Source organism: Candidimonas humi (assembly GCF_019166065.1).
Lineage (GTDB): Bacteria > Pseudomonadota > Gammaproteobacteria > Burkholderiales > Burkholderiaceae_B > Candidimonas > Candidimonas humi.
The window spans coordinates 57512-73870 of record NZ_JAHTBN010000016.1 but is presented as its reverse complement, the minus strand read 5'-3'; the positions used below and the strand labels follow the sequence as shown (position 1 = coordinate 73870).

The window sequence follows — 16359 nt, the reverse complement described above, 5'->3', positions numbered from 1 at the left end:
ATCACCGAAGGCTTCCACACGAAGATGGAAATGCTCTCGCGCCGGGCGTATGGCTTCAGGAATTTTGAGAATTACCGCATGCGGGTCTTGGCCCAGTGCGGTTGGAACGGGGTGATTAACCGAGTGTGATGAATGCCCGTATCCCCCGATTATGGGGTAGAGCCAAGCGTCAAGCCGGCTACGCCGGGCATATCCCACTCGACACCCAGGTTGGTCGCCCAAGGCGCGGCCCCCGGCGCCTCGTTCCCATCGTAGGCTCCGCCCTGCGTCCTGGTGAGGCCGATGAATGCAGTTTGTCGCCGTACGGCCGATGCAAGAAAAAACCCGCAGAACTCGAGGCTCTTGCGGGTTTGAAGTATGGGTTGGTGGAGTCGGGGGGAATTGAACCCCCGTCCGCAAGCCCTCTGCAGGCAGTTCTACATGTTTATTCGATCAATTTTAAGTTTTAACCTTGGCGCGTGCCGACCGACAGGCCCTTCCTTGGCGATTCACTTTGATTTAAGACCTGGCCCAGTGACCTGGCAAGGCCCGATTCTTTGTAGATGACACTGCTGTGGGTTGCCCCACCTGACCCAAAGACAAATCAGTGCAGTGGCTCACCGCTTAAGCGGCTAGAGCGAAACGCTCGTCGTTGGCGTTTGTAAGTTTCCAGTGGATTTACGAGCTTACTGGTGCTCGACATGCCCTGCTCTGTTTCGCGACCCACGTCGAAACCGGATCGACCCCAAAGTGACTTTACATTCTAACATTTATATGGCTTTATAACCCGTTTGGTCCGGGTATCCGGACTGGGCCGCCATATTGAGTTGGGTAACAACAACACCGCCCAACAACACCGCCCGCCATCGCCCGGCAGGCCGCTTGTTTCGGGTGCGAACGGAGGGCCCCGGCATCGGCCGCAAGAGACCCCGGCACAGGTCCGCGCAGGGCCTCGCGCCGCCCTGCGACGCCGCCGCTATACTATGTGCCGTAACGGCATGCTCGCCGTGCGAGCAGCCAGAAAAATCGCATGCGCCGTCCCGTTCCAGCCGCCGGCACCCTACTCTTTTCTTACTTACGCCCTTAAAACGAATCGCCATGAGCTACGACTCCCAGAATATCTTCGCCAAGATCCTGCGCGGCGAAGCGCCTTGCACCAAGGTATATGAAGACGATCACACACTCGTCATCATGGACGTGATGCCGCAGGCCGACGGCCACGTACTGGTGCTTACCAAGGAGCCCGCGGCCGAAATCTTCGAATTGTCCGAGCAGGCCGCCGCCGCCTGCATGCGCAGCGCTCGCAAGGCCGCCATCGCGGTCAAGGCGGCGCTGGGCTCCGAAGGCATCCTGGTTGCGCAGTTCAATGGCCGCGCCGCGGGCCAGACCGTGCCGCACGTGCACGTGCATGTGGTGCCGCGGCAGAACGGCGAACCGCTGCGCCCGCACGCCGCGCAGATGGAAGATGCCGCCAAGCTGCGCGCGATGGCCGACAAGATCATCGCGGCCTGGCCGCGGTAAAGGGCTGCCGGCACGGCGTTTACGCTTTGCCGCCGGCCAGGCGCCGCCATTCGGCAGTGCCGAACGGCCTTGCGGCAATCGCATGGCATCCCGGGCGGCCATGCTGCACGCCGCCCTGGTACTGGCGCCAGCATGGGTACGTACCTGAATACTGGTACAGCCACTAATGCTGAAAGGCATCGGCACGAGCCCTGGTTTGACGCGCTCGCGGCCTTTTGTAAAAATGACGCCGTTTGACGAGCCCGCCGCTGCAACGGCGCAGCGCTCGCTCCGACCGTAAGCGTTTCACGTCAAACAACGCGCTCCGCGCCGATGATCGGTATCGGCGGGCGCGTTGTTGTGCCTGCCTCCGTTTAGCGGCCTCTTCTGCCCTTACGCATCGAGGACTGCTCGTTTCATGAATACTTCCACATACTCCACACACCGCCTGCATTTGTGGTGGCTGACGTTCGCGCTGTTTCTTTCCTACCTGAGCGTGGCCATGTCGCTGCCGGTGGTTTCGATCTACGTGACCGACGGCCTGAAATTCAACAACCTGGCCGGAGGCCTGGCGGTCGGTATCGCCTTTGTTTCTACTATCGCCACGCGCACGCGCTCGGGCCGCCTGTCCGACCAGCGCGGCGGCAAGTCGGTCATGACTATCGGCCTGCTGGTCTATACGCTGGCCAGCCTGCTTTGCATGCTGGCGGTCTGGCACGTGCTGCCGCCGCATATCGCCTATGCCGTGCTGCTGCTGGGCCGCCTGGCCCTGGGGCTGGGCGAAAGCCTGGCGGTGGTGGGCATGCTCGGCTGGGGCGTGGCGCTTTCGGGGCCGCAGCAGGCGGGCCGCTTCCTGGCGCTGATGGGCATGGGCATGTACGGCTCGTTCGCCGTGGGCGCGCCCATCGGCCTGGCGCTCTATCACCGCTGGGGATTCGGCGGCGTGATGCTGGCCAGCGCCGCACTGCCTTTGGTAGGACTGGTCATGGTCCGCTGCCTGCCGGCGATCTCCGGCCAGCCCGGCAAACGCGAATCGTTCTGGGGCCTGCTGGGCCGCATTGGCCGCCCGGGCGCGGTGGTCGGCTTGCAAGGCGTGGGCTTTGCGGCCATCGGCGCATTTCTTTCGCTGTACTACATCGACCGCGGCTGGCCCAGCGCGTGGATAGGCCTGAGCGGGTTTTCGGTCGGATTCGTCGTGGTGCGGCTGTTCTTCGGGCACCTGCCGGACCGCCTCGGCGGGCGTCCCGTAGCCCTGGTTTCCCTGCTGGTGGAAGCCGTCGGACAGGTCCTGCTTTGGCAGGCGCCCGCGCCGGCGTGGGCCCTGGCGGGAGCAGTGCTGACGGGCTGCGGCTGCTCGCTGGTGTATCCGTCCATGGGTGCGGAAGTCGTGCGGCGCGTGCCGCCCCACCTGCGTGCCACGGCCATGGGCGGGTTCGCGGCGTTCCAGGATCTCGCCTACGCCGGCACGGGCCCGCTGGCCGGCTGGTTCGCCGACCGCTGGGGCTACGCCGTGGTGTTCCTGATAGGCGCCGTGGCCGCGGCCGCGGCGCTGCTGACGGCGACATCGGTCGACAGGCGGGAGCACGTCGGCCAGGAATGAAGACGCTGAGTGCCAAAGGCATCGGCGCTCAGCGTCTGAGCCCGGCAAGGCCTGGCCTTGCCGGCCCGTGCCTCGCCGCAAGGGCGCGGCGCTGCAGCTTGGTCAGTACGTCGCGGCGCAGTGTCCGCCGCTGGGGGCCTGGCCGGAACCCAGCGCGATCAGCGGGGGTTCCTGGCGCACGTCGACAGGCCCGCTGCACGCCCAGTCCCAGGCGAAGAAAGCCAGCAAGGCAAGCCAGAAGATAGTGGTGAGCAAAGGATTTTTCACTATGTCGTCCTTTTTTCAGAATGCATAGTGACGCCGTATGCGCACGCCGACGAGCGAACCCAGGAATGCCATGGCGACCCAGATCCAGCCGTGCACGCTGCCGGTGGAAATGCCGCTGACCATGGCGCCGATATTGCAGCCGAAGGCCAGGCGCGAGCTATAGCCGAGCAACAGGCCGGCGACGACACCCACCACCCACTGCTTGCCCGTCAGGGGCTTGGACTGCGAGCGCGGCTTGCCCATTGCAATCCACAAGGCGCCGGCCAGTATGCCGATGTCGGTAATGGAGGTGACGTCCAGGAAGACCGACTGGTGCAGCGTCTTCATGTTCACCGCCTCGCTCCAGAAATGGTTGGCAGTCGGATCGAACACGCCCGCGACTGTGGCCAGCTTGGCGGCCCACAGCCCGAAACCGTAGACGATGCCCCAAGGCTGGCCGGCAATCGCCAGGTTCAGGGAAGCCAGTATCGCCAGCAATACCGCGCCGATCAGCAGCTTGCGGCTGATGCGCGGCGCCGCCCGGTCGGAACGCCACAACACCAGCGCCGCCAATATGGCCAGGCCCAGCAGGGTCAGGCCCAGCGCCTCGCCGGCGCCGAAATGCTCAACCAGGCCGTAGGGCGACAATGCCCCCAGGGACAGCCAGCGGTCCAGCGTGGCCGAGCCAAGAAAGCTGCCGATGGCGAACACCGGCAGGATCACCGTATTCAGCGGTATGCCCAGGCCCGCCTTGTAGAGCGTGCCGGAGCCGCAACCGTCGGCCACCTGCATGGCGGCGCCGAACACGAAGGCGCCTATCAGCAGGCTGAAGCTGGGCGGCCCGAGCGCCGCCATCAGATCGCCGGGATAAGCGGCCAGCATGGGCATGCACACCACGGCCGCCAGCGCCAGCAGCAGCAACTGCGCCAGTATGCCGCTGGGATCGCGCCGTTCGATGAAATTACGCCAGCCGGTGGTGAAGCCGAAACGTGCCCCGGCCAGCACCGCGCCCATGCCTAACCCAACCAGGAACAACAAGGCCTGGCGCAGGGCCACGAACCAGGCCAGCATGACCACGAAGGCCAGCACGGCCAGGGCCAGGAGCAGGCGGCGAATCCCGCCGCCACCCTTGTGGGACGTGGCTTGCGCGGCCGCTTGGGCGGGGGCCGCAGCCGCAACTGCTGCGCTGCTCAACTTACCAGGCCCTTGAGTTTCATGAGAATCTGCTTGCCGCGGCTGGGCACGTTCTGCATCGGCAAGGCGGAATCATGCGTCCATTCGGCCAGGGAAGCCGGATAGAGCCGCACGTTCTTGACGCCAACGACTTCCGACAGGGCGAACCAGTCGGTGGCAGCCCAGTGGCCGGTATTGCAGAAGGAAATGGTTTCCTGGGCCGGATGGGCCAGTTCCGCCGCCGCGATCTGGCGCGCCTTTTCGGGGTCGACGAAGATGGACGTGCCCGGCTTGAACCACTTGTCGTTTTCCAGGTTGACGGCGCCCTTGATCGTGCCCGGGACCAGCGCGGTGGGCGCCTTGGCGTCGCCCAGGTAGAACTTGCGCGGCCGCGCGTCGATGAGGCGGGTCTGCTGGTTATTGACCTGGGCGGCCACCTGCTGCGTGGTGGCGATCAGGCTTTGGTCGAGGTGCGCCACGTACTGCGTGGACGCGACGCTGGGCACATTGCGATCTTCGGCCAGCCCCGCGCCGGCCCAGGCTTTCAGGCCGCCATTCAGGATGGAAAGATTGGTCAGGCCCAGGTACTTGAGCGTCCAGTAGACGCGCGCCGAGCCGCCGAAATCTGTGGAATTGGCGCCCGAAGAAACCACTACGGCGTGCGTATTCGTGTCCAGCCCGAGGCTGCGCACCAGCGCCACCAGTTTGTCTTCGGGGGGCAGCTTGCCGGGATCGTCGGCGGGACCGCGCCACTTCCCATAGGGGGCCGACACCGCGCCGGGGATATGGCCGGCGGCGTACTCCTTGGGCGAGCGTATGTCGATGACGCGCACGTCCGGGTTCTGGCGTATGCCGCTCAGTTCGGCGGGCGTAAGCAGCGGCTGCGCGGCCCACGCGGGCGCAGACAAGCCCACCGCGAGCACGGCGAGCAATGAAGAAATCAGGGATTTCATGATGTCCAGGGGGAAAAGCGGATGAAGACCTTTATTGTCTCAGACTTGCCCCGGCCCGGATCATATGCTTTTAGATTATTTAATAATTTATATATAGAAGATTTTGATATGAAGGCGGGATGCCGCGCATCAAATCAAGTACCGATGTCTTCGTTCCACAGCTTGGGGCGCGCCGCAATGAATTCGCGCATCATCGCAATGCAGTCCTCGTCCTGCAAGACATCGACCTGCACGCCGCGGGCGCGCAGCAAATCTTCTTCGCCCATGAACGTGCGGTTTTCGCCGACGATGATGCGCGGGATCTTGTAGAGCAGAATGGCGCCGCTGCACATGGCGCAAGGCGACAGGGTCGTGTAGAGCACCGATTCGGCATAGACGCTGGCAGGCTGGCGCCCGGCATTTTCGAATGCATCCATCTCGCCGTGCAGGATGGCGCTGCCCTGCTGTACGCGCCGGTTGTGGCCGCGGCCGATGATATGCCCGCGATGCACAATGACCGACCCGATGGGAATGCCGCCTTCGGCCAGGCCTTGCCGCGCTTCTTCGATGGCGGCTCGCATGAAGTCGTCCACGACCTAGTCTCCTTCTTGTTTCGAATGCTGCGTTGCCGCTGCCGTTGCGATTGATTTATAGCGCACATCATAGCGCAAGGGCCGCCGCCTTCCGCGCCTTTGCGCGCGCTTTCGTCCCGCCTCGATGTTACACACAGAAACAATAAATCCTGAAACAAACCGGCAATTTTTTCTGTCACTTGAGCCAATGACGCTTTGATTCCCTGCTCTTGCGGGCCTTGCGGCGCCCATGACCTGCGGCAAAACCCGCAGGCGGGGGTGTGCTGCGCGCTCGCGGCGGCGAACCTCGGACATGGCGTTCAGAGTCCCTGAAAAAGAATGGCGCGACAGCCTCCAGTCCGGACGGATGCCGTGCCGAGAACTGGAGATGGAACCTCGCCATGCGCAGCTTACTTTCCCTATTCTTGACGGCTCTGCTGAGCCTGTTCCTGGCCTCGGCCGCACTGGCCGAAGGCAGCACCAAGGTCCAGGGCTTCTACCTGCTGACCGACTACCCTTCCGTCACGCTGCGGCCCGGCAGCACCTCCACGGTTTCCCTGGAACTGGACAATCGCGGCATGGCGCCGGCGCGCATGGCGCTGCATATCGACGGCGTGCCCAAGGGCTGGAAGGCCACGCTGCTGGGCGGCGGCCAGCCGGTGGGCGCGGCCATGCCCGGCACCGATTCCAACGTGTCGCTGCAGCTACAGGTGAAGGTGCCGGCCGACGCGGCCAAGGAAACACATACGCTGACCGTGCTGGCCGACGGCGGCGGACAGAAGCTGAGCCTGCCTATCGACGTGGCGCTGGCCGACCAGTTGCCGTCCAAGCTCAGCCTGGAGGCCAAGCTGCCCGAGCTCAAGGGCGGCCCCAGTTCTTCGTTCGACTACCAGTTCACCATCAAGAACGATAGCGGCAAGGACTTGCTGGTGAGCATGAACGCCCAGGCGCCCAAGTACTTCGACACTACATTCACGGAAAGCTACGGCAGCCAGCAACTGAGCTCGGTGCCCATCAAGGCGGGCGCCTCCAAGGACATCAAGCTGAGCGTGCGCCCGCCCGGCATGGTGACCCCGGGCAACTATCCCATCACGGTCACCGTGGCCGCCGGCGACACCACGGCCACCGCCAAGCTGAAGCTCGATATCGTCGGCCAGCCGCACCTGACCCTGGCCGGGCGCAACGGCCTGATGAGCACCGGCGCCGAAGCCGGCAAGGCCTCGACTTTCCCCGTGGTGCTGACCAATGACGGCAGCGCCCCCGCGCAAAACATCAAGCTGAGCGCCACTGCGCCCTCGGGCTGGCGCGTGGACTTCCAGCCCAAGACGGTCGAGCAAATCCCTCCCGGCCAGCACACCGAGGTGCAGGCGCACATCACGCCTTCGGACAAATCGCTGGCGGGCGACTATATGGTCAACCTGCAAGGCGCCTCGCAAGGCCAGTCGGCCAGCGGCGACCTGCGCGTGTCCGTCACTACGTCGAGCCTGTGGGGCATCGTCGGCGCCGTCTTGATCGCCATCGCCATCCTGATCCTGGTTGGCGCGGTAGCCAGGTACGGAAGGCGCTGATGGACGCGCCGGTCATCGAGGCGGCCTCCCTCGTCAAGCGCTATGGGGCCACGACAGCCGTGGACGGCGTGTCGTTCGAGGTCGGGCAGAGCGAGATCTTCGGCCTGCTCGGCCCCAACGGCGCGGGCAAGACCACCACCATCCTGATGCTGCTGGGCCTGACCGAGGCCAGCGCCGGCAAGGTACGCGTGCTGGGCCACGACCCCTGGCGCGAACCGCTTACCATCAAGCGCCGCCTGGGCTATCTGCCGGATTCGGTGGGCTTCTACGACCACCTTAGCGGCTTCGAGAACTTGACCTATACCGCGCGCCTGATCGGCATTCCCGCGGTCGAACGCAAGGCGCGCATCATGCAGGCGCTGGAAAAAGTACGGCTGGCCGAGGCCGCCGGCAAGCGCACCGGTGCATATTCGCACGGCATGCGCCGGCGCCTGGGCCTGGCCGAAGTCATCATGAAACAGGCGCGCGTCGCCATCCTGGACGAACCGACTTCGGGTCTGGACCCGCAGGCCACGGAAGAATTCCTGGATCTGATCCGCGAACTCAAGTCCGACGGCGTGACGATACTGCTCTCTTCGCACCTGCTGGATCACATGCAGCGCATCTGCGATCGGGTGGCCTTGTTCCACCGCGGCCGCATTGCGCTGATCGGCAGCGTGCGCGAGCTCGCCGGCCAGGTGCTGGGCGACGGCTTCGAAGTACGGCTGGAAGCGTCCGGGCCGCCGCTGCAGGAACACCTGCGCGGCGTGCCGGGCGTAAGCGGCGTCCAGGCCCTGGCCGCCGATACATACCTGCTGCGCGCCAATCGCGACGTGCGCGCCGACGCCGCGCGCGCGGCCGTCGAGGCCGGCGCCGCGCTGCGCCAGTTGTCGGTGACCGAACCCAGCCTGGACGCGATCTACAACAGCTATTTCCAGTCGGGCAAGAGACAGGAGGAACCCGCTCATGCAACGTGAAGGCTCTCCATGGCAAGGCCTGTCGGCGGTCACGCTCAAGGAACTGTCGGACCACTTCAGCAGCGCCCGCATGCGCGTGCTGGAATGGCTGGTGATATTGACGGCCGCGGCGGCGCTGTACGGCGCGCTGCAAAGCATACGCAGCACTACCGCCGAAGACCCGTTCGTGTTCCTGCGCCTGTTCACCGACACCCAGGCGCCGCTGCCCTCCTTCGCCTCCATATTGGGATTCCTGATCCCGCTGGTGGCCATAGGCCTGGGCTTCGACGCCATCAATGGCGAATACAGCCGGCGCACCATGAGCCGCATCCTGTCCCAGCCGATCTACCGCGACGCCCTGCTGCTGGGCAAATTCCTGGCCGGGCTGGCGACGCTGGCGATCTGCCTGATCTGCCTGTGGCTGCTGGTGATCGGGCTGGGGCTGATCCTGCTGGGCGTGCCGCCCAGCGGCGAGGAGGTCGGCCGTTCGCTGGTGTTCCTGGTGGTGGCGCTGATCTACGCGGGCGTGTGGCTGGCCGTGGCCATCCTGTTCTCGGCCATATTCCGCTCGGCCGCCACCTCGGCACTGGTGGCGCTGGGCCTGTGGCTGTTCCTCGCCCTGCTCTGGCCCATGCTGGCGCCCGCGCTGGCGCAAGTCATCGCGCCGCCCGACATGATGTCGCTGCTGTCGGGCCAGCCCAGCCTGCACACCCTGGAATGGCAGCAGGCGCTGCAGCGGATCTCGCCCACGCAGTTGTTCGGCGAATCCGTCATCGCGATCCTCAGCCCCATGACGCGCGCCATCGGCCCGGTGTTCCTCGACCAACTGGAAGGCGCGGTGCTCGGCGCGCCGCTGCCGCTGGGGCAAAGCCTGGCGATCGTCTGGCCGCAAGTGGTGGGCCTGGTGGCCGGCTGCATCCTGCTGTTCGCCGCGGCCTACGTGGTGTTCCAGCGGCAGGAGGTACGGGCCTGATACGGCGTCGCGATCAAAAAGACGATAGCCTCGCTGCGGCTTGCCGCACAGCATCGGCTGCGGCCACGCGCCTCGTTCTCTTTCAATCGCAAACCCGCGCGTGCCCGGGACGGGTTCCGGCCACGCGCCCTGTCCGGCCGCGGCTGGCTGGCGCGCCTGGCGCAGGCCGACACGCTGTACGCCTGATCTCCAATATCTAATAAGATACGGCGTTGACATACAGCGTTGCCGGCCTGGCGCCGGAATCATCCGCAACCCAAGGGACGACAGCCTCATGCAAGATCCGGACGCAACAGGGAACCCCGCCCACGCCCTCTGCCTGGCGCCGCTGGACATAGTACAGCCCGCCTCATTCCCGATTCCCGACGGCGCCTGCGACACGCATGCGCACGTAGTGGCGGCGGACCCTGGCTACCCGATGGCGGCCGAACGCAGCTACACGCCGCCCCCCGCCACTGAAGAAAAATACCTGGCCATGCTGGCCTCAACCGGCATGCAGCGCGGCGTGCTGGTGCAGATCAGCGTGTACGGCGACGACAATCGCTACATGCTCGAAGTGCTGAAACGCCACCCGCGGCAATTGCGTGGCGTGGGCGTGGTGCGCGGCGACGTCGGCGAACGCCAGTTGCGCGATATGCACGATGCCGGCGTGCGCGGCCTGCGCCTGAACGTGCTGTTCGGCGGCGGCACTAATTTCGATGCCATGGAAAAGCTGGCGCACCGCATCGCCGACATGGGCTGGCACATGCAGTTCCTGATGGACATCCGCGACTTGCCCGGGATGATGCCGCGCATGCAGAAACTGCCGGTGCCGGGCGTGGTCGACCACATGGGCCACATGCCCGTGTCCCTGGGCACCGCGCATCCGGGCTTCCAGGCCTTGCAGCATCTGGTGCGCGACCACGGCTGGTGGGTGAAGCTGTCGGGCGCCTATCGCATCAGCCAGGATTTCCCGCAGTTCCGCGACGTGGTGCCCTGGGCGCAGGCACTGGTGGAAACCGCGCCCGACCGCATGCTCTGGGGCAGCGACTGGCCCCACGTGGCCGTGCCCCGCATGCCCGACACCGGCGCATTGCGCAACCAGTTGGCCTTGTGGGCGCCCGATCCGGACACGCGGGCGCGCATACTGGTCGACAATCCTGCCAGGCTCTATGATTTCCGCTGATTGATCGCCACATACCGGGCCGCGGCACGGAATAATGCTGCGCCGCGACCGGGCCACAGCCAGGAGACAAGAATCATGCACCGCAAGACCGCAGTGCTCATCTGCGCCCTACTGGGCGCGCCGGCTGCGGCCGTGGCCGCAGATACGGGCCACGCGCCATGCAGCACTACCGAACAATGCCACCAGGAAGCCGCCAAGGCGGGAGTCATGGGCGGCATCCGCGTAGGCGCAGGCCTGGCCACCAGCCCGACCGACCGGGACCAGGACCAGTTCTACTGGCTGAACCAGATCAACCGCGCCTCGGCGGTCATGCTGACCGAGCAGAAAATCATCACCCCGGAAATGGGCCGCAAGATCGCCAAGGGCGTGCAGTACGTGATAGACCAGGCCGCCAAGCCCGGCGGCAAGCGGCCCAAGGACGTGCTGAAGATCGAAAACATCATTGCCGAAGACATCGGGCCCGACGCCTCGCTGGTGCACACGGGCCGCAGCCGGCAGGACATGTACGCCACCTTCCGCATGGCCAAGCTGCGCACCGAGCTGCTGGATTATTCCGACGCCCTGGACGGCCTGCGCCGCCGCATCCTGGCCACCGCGGCCAAGAATGTCGAGACCTATATCCCTGCCTACACCAACGGCGTGCAGGCCATGCCCATCACCTACGCCCACTATCTGCTCGCCTACGAGGCCTCGTTCGACCGCGACGCGCAGCGCATACACGAACTCTACAAGCGGCTGAACCGCAGCGCCATGGGCACCGCCGTGCTGGCGAATTCCAGTTGGCCTCTGAACCGCAAGAGAATGGCCGACCTGCTCGGCTTCGACGGCATCATCGAAAACTCCATGGATTCCAGCCAGGTCTCGCCTTCCGACATCTCGCTCGAAGCCACCAGCATTGTTGCTTCCACCGCCATACGCCTGGGCGCCATGGTGGGCGACATCACCAGCCAGTACCACCAGACGCGGCCCTGGATGCTGCTGAACGAAGGCGCCACCTACACCAGCAGCGCCATGCCGCAGAAGCGCAACCCCGGCATCCTCATGCGCACCCGCGAAGCCGCCTCCAACGTCGTGGGCCTGGCGCAGACCGTGGTCTTCCGCGCGCACAACGTCACCACCGGCATGACCGACTACAAGGATCCCTGGGCGCAGATCGGCTTCTTCCCCCAGGCCATGCAGATGATCAAGGACATGGACGTGGTGATGGACGCGCTCACCGTCAATCCCAAGCGCTCGCTGGAAGAGCTCGAAGACGACTGGACCACGTCCATGGAGCTGGCCGAAACCCTGCAGCGCGAAGACAAGATCCCGTTCCGCGTGGGGCATCACTTCGCCTCGGCCATCGTCACTTATGCGCGGGCCAACGGCTACAAGCCCAAGGACTTCCCCTACGCCAAGGCGGTGGAACTCTACGCCCAGGCCATCCAGAACTTCAAGCTGCCCGACAGCACCAAGCTGCCCATGAGCGAAGCCGAATTCCGCCAGACCCTGTCGCCCGTGTACATGGTCAACACCCGGGTGGGCATAGGCGGGCCCCAGCCGCCCGAAGTGCGGCGCATGCTGGGCGAGGCCCAGGCCACGCTCAAGGCCGATGAAGACTGGATGAGCCAGACCCGCAAGCGGCTGGCCGACGCCCACGCCCGGCTCGACCAGGCCTTCGCCAAGCTGCGCGACTCGGGGTCTTGAACATCGGCGGATGCTGAAGCGCCGGTGGCTTAGCAGGCGCTGACCCGCCTGGCGGCGCTTGCGCGGCACGAACCGCGCACATGACTTGCAGGCCGGCGCCAGCCCTGCCAGCCTGCGGATCAGGAACAACGAACCCCGCTTGCCGCGGCGGCCCGCTTCACAGCCTGTCGAGCCGCGCGGCCAGGCCGGGCAGCCCCGAGACGTCCAGGCCGAAGTCCTCGGCCAGCACGCGCAGGATCTCGGCGCCGCCCGCCAGGGTGCGGCGCTGCGGCTCGCCCTGTCCCGGCAGCGGATAAAACGTGTAATCGCGATTCTGCAGCGCCCGGCGGCCTTGCGGCGTCGGCCGCGCCACCATCAGGTTCTGCGTGAACAGCGAGCGCGGATGCGTGGACACATAATAATTGGATACCTCGTAGTCCACGTGATATTGCGGCGTCAGGTCATAGCGGTACAGCGTGCGCCATTGGTCTTGTGCCCGGCTCTGCATGCGCCACAGGCCATCCTGGCACAGCAGGCGAAAATCGCCATGCGGAGTCGCCTGCGGCACATCGGGACGCAGCTCCAGCACCCCGGTCAGGGTCTGCCCGCCAAAACCCACGTCCACTACCCAGCGCGCATCGTCCAGATCCACGACCATCAGCATATGGGTACGCGCCGTATGGGCGTCTTCCGGATGCGACCACAACACGCGCGCGGCCAGGTCGGTGACTTCGAAACCGATCCGGCGCAGCGCTTGCCCCAGCAGCAGATTGTGCTCGAAGCAATAGCCGCCGCGCCCCTGGAACACCAGCTTGCGCTCGATATCGGCAGCATCCAGGCTGACCGGCAGGCCAAGCAGCGGGTTCAGGTTCTCGAAGGCGATCGCCTGCGCATGATGCAGGACGATCGAGCGCAGCACCGGCATCGTGGGCGCGGCCTCGCCTCCGGGATAGCCGATGCGGGCGAAGTAGGCGGGAAGGTTCAGGGCGTGGGACATGGACATGGAACGCTGCGGCAAATTCCCCGACCGGCTGCCTGCCGCGATACCGCAACGCCGGGGGCACTTGTCGAACGAGGCCCGCTAGCGCGGCAAGCTTCGGCCCTGTTCAAGGTTTTCCAGAATATTGCATATATAGCGGCCTGCCTGTTCGATATCGCTTTGGATCGCATCGGCTACCCCTTGTACGTCCCGGCGCTTGAGCGCCGACACGGCGGCAGAGTGGAAGTCCGTCTTCCTGACCTGATGCATGTATTCCGGGAATACCATGTTCAGCATCGGCCCGCAGCGCAGCCACAGGTTTTCGACCGCGTCGAAAATGATGTTCATGGTCGACAGAGAATATATAGAGAAGTGAAACCTGCGGTGCGCCTCCAGATATAGATCCGATTTGCGCTCCGCGGCGTACTTCTGCATTTCCTTCAAGGTCGATTGCAGCCCCTTGATGTCGTCCGCGGAACATCGGGCCACGGCATCGGCTGCCAGTCGGGATTCGAGCAGGCTGCGTATCACAATGAACTGGGAAAACTGTTCTTTCCCGATGAGAGGAACCGTCGCGCCGCCCTTTTGTCCTCCCACCCCTCGCTCCAGCACCCGCTCGGCAACCAGACGGTTGATGGCATCCCTGACCGGGGTCGGGCTGATGTTCAATTCTACGGCCAGGTCCCGCAGCAAGAGCCTTTGACCGGGCTGGAACTTGCCGACCAGCAAGGCTTTCTTGAGCTCGCTATAGGCTTGGTCCCAAAGAGTAAGCCTTTGGGCCGGTTTCAGCGCGGTCGCAGCAAGATCCAAATTCGGCCTCGGAAGTAACAATGAACAGTCGGATACGCGGATTGAATTTACCATCAAAGCTATTGTTGTTTGTTATAACGAATGATAGTATTCGATCCACACAAGCAAATCCACAAGGAGACTCATGTGAAATTCACGCTGATGAAGACCATGGCGCTTTGCGCCCTCTGCTGCTCCTTCGCATCGCCCATGATCGCGAAGGCGGCCGGCTCCTCGTACCCCGATCACCCCATCCGCCTGATCGTGCCCTGGAATGCCGGCGGATCCAATGACATCGCGGCCAGGGAACTGCAAAAACTCATAGCCGGACAAGGCGTCACGGTCGTCGTCGAAAACGCGCCCGGCGCAACCGGATCCATCGGCATGGGCAAGGCCGCGCGCTCGGCCCCGGACGGCTATACCCTGGCCATGGGCACCAGCTCCACCCTGGCGCAGATCGCGATGAAACTGACGACGCTGCGCAACGATGAATTCACGTCCATCGCCCGGGTGTCGGTCGATCCGCTGATACTGCTCATACCGAAGGACAAGCCGTACAAGACGCTGCCGCAATTTCTGGACTACATGCGGAAGAACCCCGGCAAGGTCAGCATAGGAACGCCGGGAACACACAACATCAATCACATCTTTGCCGAGATGACGGCAAGAATGGCGGGAGTGAGCTATATCAACGTGCCCTATACCGGTGGATCCCAGGTCATAGCGGGCCTTGCCGGCAAGCAGATCGACGCGGCCGTCCTGAAGCCGTCCGAGAGTCTGGGCCAGATCAAGAGCGGCCTGGTAAAAGCCGTCGCCACGTTCTCCCAGCAGCGCCTGCAGGTATTTCCGGACCTGCCCACCTTCAAAGAGCTTGGCTACGACGTCTATCCGTATGGCCCTCTGGTACAGATGGCCTACGTCGTCGCCCCCAAAGGGCTGCGGCCGGCAGAAGAAAAGAAATTGATTTCCATCTTTTCCAAGGCCATAGACAGCAAGGAATTCGCGGAATTCGCCGAGAGAAACGGATTCGTGGTCAGCCCTCTTACCGGAGACGCCTTGCAAAAAGAGATATTCGCGGTTCAAGGCACCCTCGACACCGTGGGGTCGAAAGTATTCAAGATCAAGTGAGAAAAAATGGATCAGATAAAGAAAGTCACCTGCCATGTCGTCAGCGCGCCCATAGCAAGGCCATTTACGTCATCCAGGGGATGGATATACAAGACCCGCGGCTCGTGCCTGGTGGAAATCGAGACCGCCGATGGCGTCGTGGGCTGGGGCGAATGCTATGGCCCCGCCCAGGTGGCCAAGGCCTACATCGAGTCTCAATATGCGGCAAGAATCATCGATCGGGACCCATTCGACGTAGAGGTCATATGGGAAGATCTCTACAACAGGATCAAGGACTACGGCAACAAGGGCATGTCCATCTCCGCCTTGAGCGGAATAGATATCGCGCTGTGGGACATCATCGGAAAAAAATGCGGGCAGCCCATACACAAGCTGATAGGCGGCGCGCATAGAACCAGTGTCACCGCGTACGCCACGGGCCTGTATTTCATCGATATGGACCGCGTGGTCGAAGAGGCGGTCGAAGAAGCCGCGGACTATGTGCGCGACGGATTCACGGCCATCAAGATGAAGATAGGGCTGGGCTCGATAAAGGCGGATATAGAACGCGTGGCGGCCGTGCGCAAGGCCATCGGCGACGGCGTCCGTCTCATGGTCGACGCGAATCACTGCCTGTCGGTACCCGCGGCGATCCGCATGGGCCGCGAACTCGAGCGACTCGATGTCGAATGGTTCGAAGAGCCCATTTCCCCCGAAGACCTGGACGGCTATGTAGAAGTCACGCGCGCGCTCGACATCGCCGTGGCGGGCGGCGAAAACGAATTCACCCGCTGGGGGTTCCGCGACATCGTCGCGCGCAAAGCCATGGACATCGTGCAGCCCGATGTCTGCGCGGCCGGCGGCATCAGCGAATGCCGGAAGATCGCCGCGCTGGCCAACGCCCACGGGGTGGAGTGCGTGCCGCATGCCTGGGGTTCGGTCATCGGGATAGCCGCTACGCTGCATTTCCTGGCGGCCCTGCCCGACCAGCCTCCCAGTTTTCGCCCCACTCCGCCGATGTTCGAGTTCGAGCAATGCGAAAACCCGTTCAGGGACGAGCTGTCCACCACGCCCATTACGCAACACAAGGGCGTCATCGCAGTGCCGGACGGGCCGGGCCTGGGCATAGAAATCGAACGCCGCGTCATCGAAAAATACCGGATAGCGTGAATCGTC

At 64.2% G+C, this 16359-nt stretch carries 16 protein-coding genes and 1 other RNA gene; 10 read left to right on the top strand and 7 right to left on the bottom strand.

All coding sequences use genetic code 11. From position 1 onward, the window contains the following. The coding region (locus tag KVP10_RS20490; RefSeq protein ID WP_217966616.1) for a transposase at positions 1-129 on the top strand (129 nt) is incomplete at its 5' end. 234 nt (positions 130-363) lie between these two features. On the opposite strand, the gene ssrA is transcribed toward KVP10_RS20490, so the two are convergent. Further along, positions 364-726: a transfer-messenger RNA gene (gene ssrA, locus KVP10_RS20485) on the bottom strand. Between the two features lie 351 nt (positions 727-1077). Here ssrA and KVP10_RS20480 point away from each other — a divergent pair. Together KVP10_RS20480 and KVP10_RS20475 are read left to right on the top strand one after the other, a co-directional pair. Then, the gene (locus KVP10_RS20480) at positions 1078-1500 is read left to right on the top strand and encodes an HIT domain-containing protein (RefSeq protein ID WP_217966609.1); all 423 of its coding nucleotides are present in this window, start codon (positions 1078-1080) and stop codon (positions 1498-1500) included. A 397-nt stretch (positions 1501-1897) separates the two neighbouring features. Further along, positions 1898-3079 carry an arabinose transporter gene (locus tag KVP10_RS20475; RefSeq protein WP_217966608.1) on the top strand — a complete coding sequence of 394 codons (1182 nt, stop codon included), beginning with the start codon at positions 1898-1900 and terminating at the stop codon, positions 3077-3079. A gap of 102 nt (positions 3080-3181) precedes the next feature. On the opposite strand, the gene KVP10_RS20470 is transcribed toward KVP10_RS20475, so the two are convergent. From KVP10_RS20470 to KVP10_RS20455, 4 genes are all read right to left on the bottom strand, one after another. Beyond that, positions 3182-3346: a hypothetical protein gene (locus KVP10_RS20470; RefSeq protein WP_217966607.1), complete on the bottom strand. Its 165-nt coding sequence runs from the start codon at positions 3344-3346 to the stop codon at positions 3182-3184. Positions 3347-3361: 15 nt separating this feature from the next. Beyond that, on the bottom strand, positions 3362-4441 hold the full coding sequence (locus KVP10_RS20465) for a YeeE/YedE thiosulfate transporter family protein (protein ID WP_343218784.1): 1080 nt from the start codon (positions 4439-4441) through the stop codon (positions 3362-3364). A gap of 74 nt (positions 4442-4515) precedes the next feature. Continuing rightward, a complete protein-coding gene (locus tag KVP10_RS20460; protein ID WP_217966606.1) occupies positions 4516-5451 on the bottom strand; it encodes a sulfurtransferase in 936 nt (311 codons plus the stop codon). Between the two features lie 134 nt (positions 5452-5585). Then, on the bottom strand, positions 5586-6023 hold the full coding sequence (locus KVP10_RS20455; protein ID WP_217966605.1) for a nucleoside deaminase: 438 nt from the start codon (positions 6021-6023) through the stop codon (positions 5586-5588). Positions 6024-6403: 380 nt separating this feature from the next. Here KVP10_RS20455 and KVP10_RS20450 point away from each other — a divergent pair, with 380 nt between their 5' ends. The 5 genes from KVP10_RS20450 to KVP10_RS20430 all read left to right on the top strand — a co-directional run bounded on the left by KVP10_RS20450 (position 6404) and on the right by KVP10_RS20430 (position 12329). Continuing rightward, positions 6404-7570, top strand: coding sequence for a COG1470 family protein (locus KVP10_RS20450; protein ID WP_217966604.1), 1167 nt, complete (start codon positions 6404-6406; stop codon positions 7568-7570). Continuing rightward, positions 7570-8526, top strand: a complete 957-nt coding sequence (locus tag KVP10_RS20445; protein ID WP_217966603.1) for an ABC transporter ATP-binding protein — start codon at positions 7570-7572, stop codon at positions 8524-8526. The genes KVP10_RS20450 and KVP10_RS20445 overlap by 1 nt, the downstream gene beginning before the upstream one ends. Then, on the top strand, positions 8516-9478 hold the full coding sequence (locus KVP10_RS20440) for an ABC transporter permease (RefSeq protein ID WP_217966602.1): 963 nt from the start codon (positions 8516-8518) through the stop codon (positions 9476-9478). Before KVP10_RS20445 ends, KVP10_RS20440 begins: the two co-directional genes overlap by 11 nt. 274 nt (positions 9479-9752) lie before the next feature. Beyond that, the gene (locus KVP10_RS20435) at positions 9753-10643 is read left to right on the top strand and encodes an amidohydrolase family protein (RefSeq protein WP_217966601.1); all 891 of its coding nucleotides are present in this window, start codon (positions 9753-9755) and stop codon (positions 10641-10643) included. A gap of 75 nt (positions 10644-10718) precedes the next feature. Then, positions 10719-12329, top strand: a complete 1611-nt coding sequence (locus tag KVP10_RS20430; RefSeq protein WP_217966600.1) for an argininosuccinate lyase — start codon at positions 10719-10721, stop codon at positions 12327-12329. 157 nt (positions 12330-12486) lie between these two features. Here the strand turns inward: KVP10_RS20430 and KVP10_RS20425 are convergent, their stop codons facing one another. Both KVP10_RS20425 and KVP10_RS20420 read right to left on the bottom strand, forming a co-directional pair. After that, positions 12487-13311 carry an arylamine N-acetyltransferase family protein gene (locus tag KVP10_RS20425; RefSeq protein WP_217966599.1) on the bottom strand — a complete coding sequence of 275 codons (825 nt, stop codon included), beginning with the start codon at positions 13309-13311 and terminating at the stop codon, positions 12487-12489. Positions 13312-13389: 78 nt separating this feature from the next. Next, positions 13390-14097, bottom strand: a complete 708-nt coding sequence (locus tag KVP10_RS20420) for a GntR family transcriptional regulator (RefSeq protein ID WP_246600886.1) — start codon at positions 14095-14097, stop codon at positions 13390-13392. Between the two features lie 126 nt (positions 14098-14223). On the opposite strand from KVP10_RS20420, the gene KVP10_RS20415 reads away from it, so the two are divergent. Then, complete coding sequence (locus KVP10_RS20415) at positions 14224-15204, top strand: Bug family tripartite tricarboxylate transporter substrate binding protein (RefSeq protein WP_343218783.1); 981 nt, start codon at positions 14224-14226, stop codon at positions 15202-15204. 6 nt (positions 15205-15210) lie between these two features. Next, positions 15211-16353 (top strand): mandelate racemase/muconate lactonizing enzyme family protein, encoded by a 1143-nt coding sequence (locus KVP10_RS20410; RefSeq protein ID WP_217966597.1) that lies wholly within the window; start codon positions 15211-15213, stop codon positions 16351-16353. Positions 16354-16359 lie beyond the last annotated feature (6 nt).

Coding starts and splice junctions, on each gene's coding strand:
- KVP10_RS20480 (WP_217966609.1), top strand. CDS start 1,078: ATGAGCTACGACTCCCAGAATATCTTCGCCAAGATCCTGCGCGGCGAA.
- KVP10_RS20475 (WP_217966608.1), top strand. CDS start 1,898: ATGAATACTTCCACATACTCCACACACCGCCTGCATTTGTGGTGGCTG.
- KVP10_RS20460 (WP_217966606.1), bottom strand. CDS start 5,451: ATGAAATCCCTGATTTCTTCATTGCTCGCCGTGCTCGCGGTGGGCTTG.
- KVP10_RS20450 (WP_217966604.1), top strand. CDS start 6,404: ATGCGCAGCTTACTTTCCCTATTCTTGACGGCTCTGCTGAGCCTGTTC.
- KVP10_RS20445 (WP_217966603.1), top strand. CDS start 7,570: ATGGACGCGCCGGTCATCGAGGCGGCCTCCCTCGTCAAGCGCTATGGG.
- KVP10_RS20440 (WP_217966602.1), top strand. CDS start 8,516: ATGCAACGTGAAGGCTCTCCATGGCAAGGCCTGTCGGCGGTCACGCTC.
- KVP10_RS20435 (WP_217966601.1), top strand. CDS start 9,753: ATGCAAGATCCGGACGCAACAGGGAACCCCGCCCACGCCCTCTGCCTG.
- KVP10_RS20430 (WP_217966600.1), top strand. CDS start 10,719: ATGCACCGCAAGACCGCAGTGCTCATCTGCGCCCTACTGGGCGCGCCG.
- KVP10_RS20425 (WP_217966599.1), bottom strand. CDS start 13,311: ATGTCCATGTCCCACGCCCTGAACCTTCCCGCCTACTTCGCCCGCATC.
- KVP10_RS20410 (WP_217966597.1), top strand. CDS start 15,211: ATGGATCAGATAAAGAAAGTCACCTGCCATGTCGTCAGCGCGCCCATA.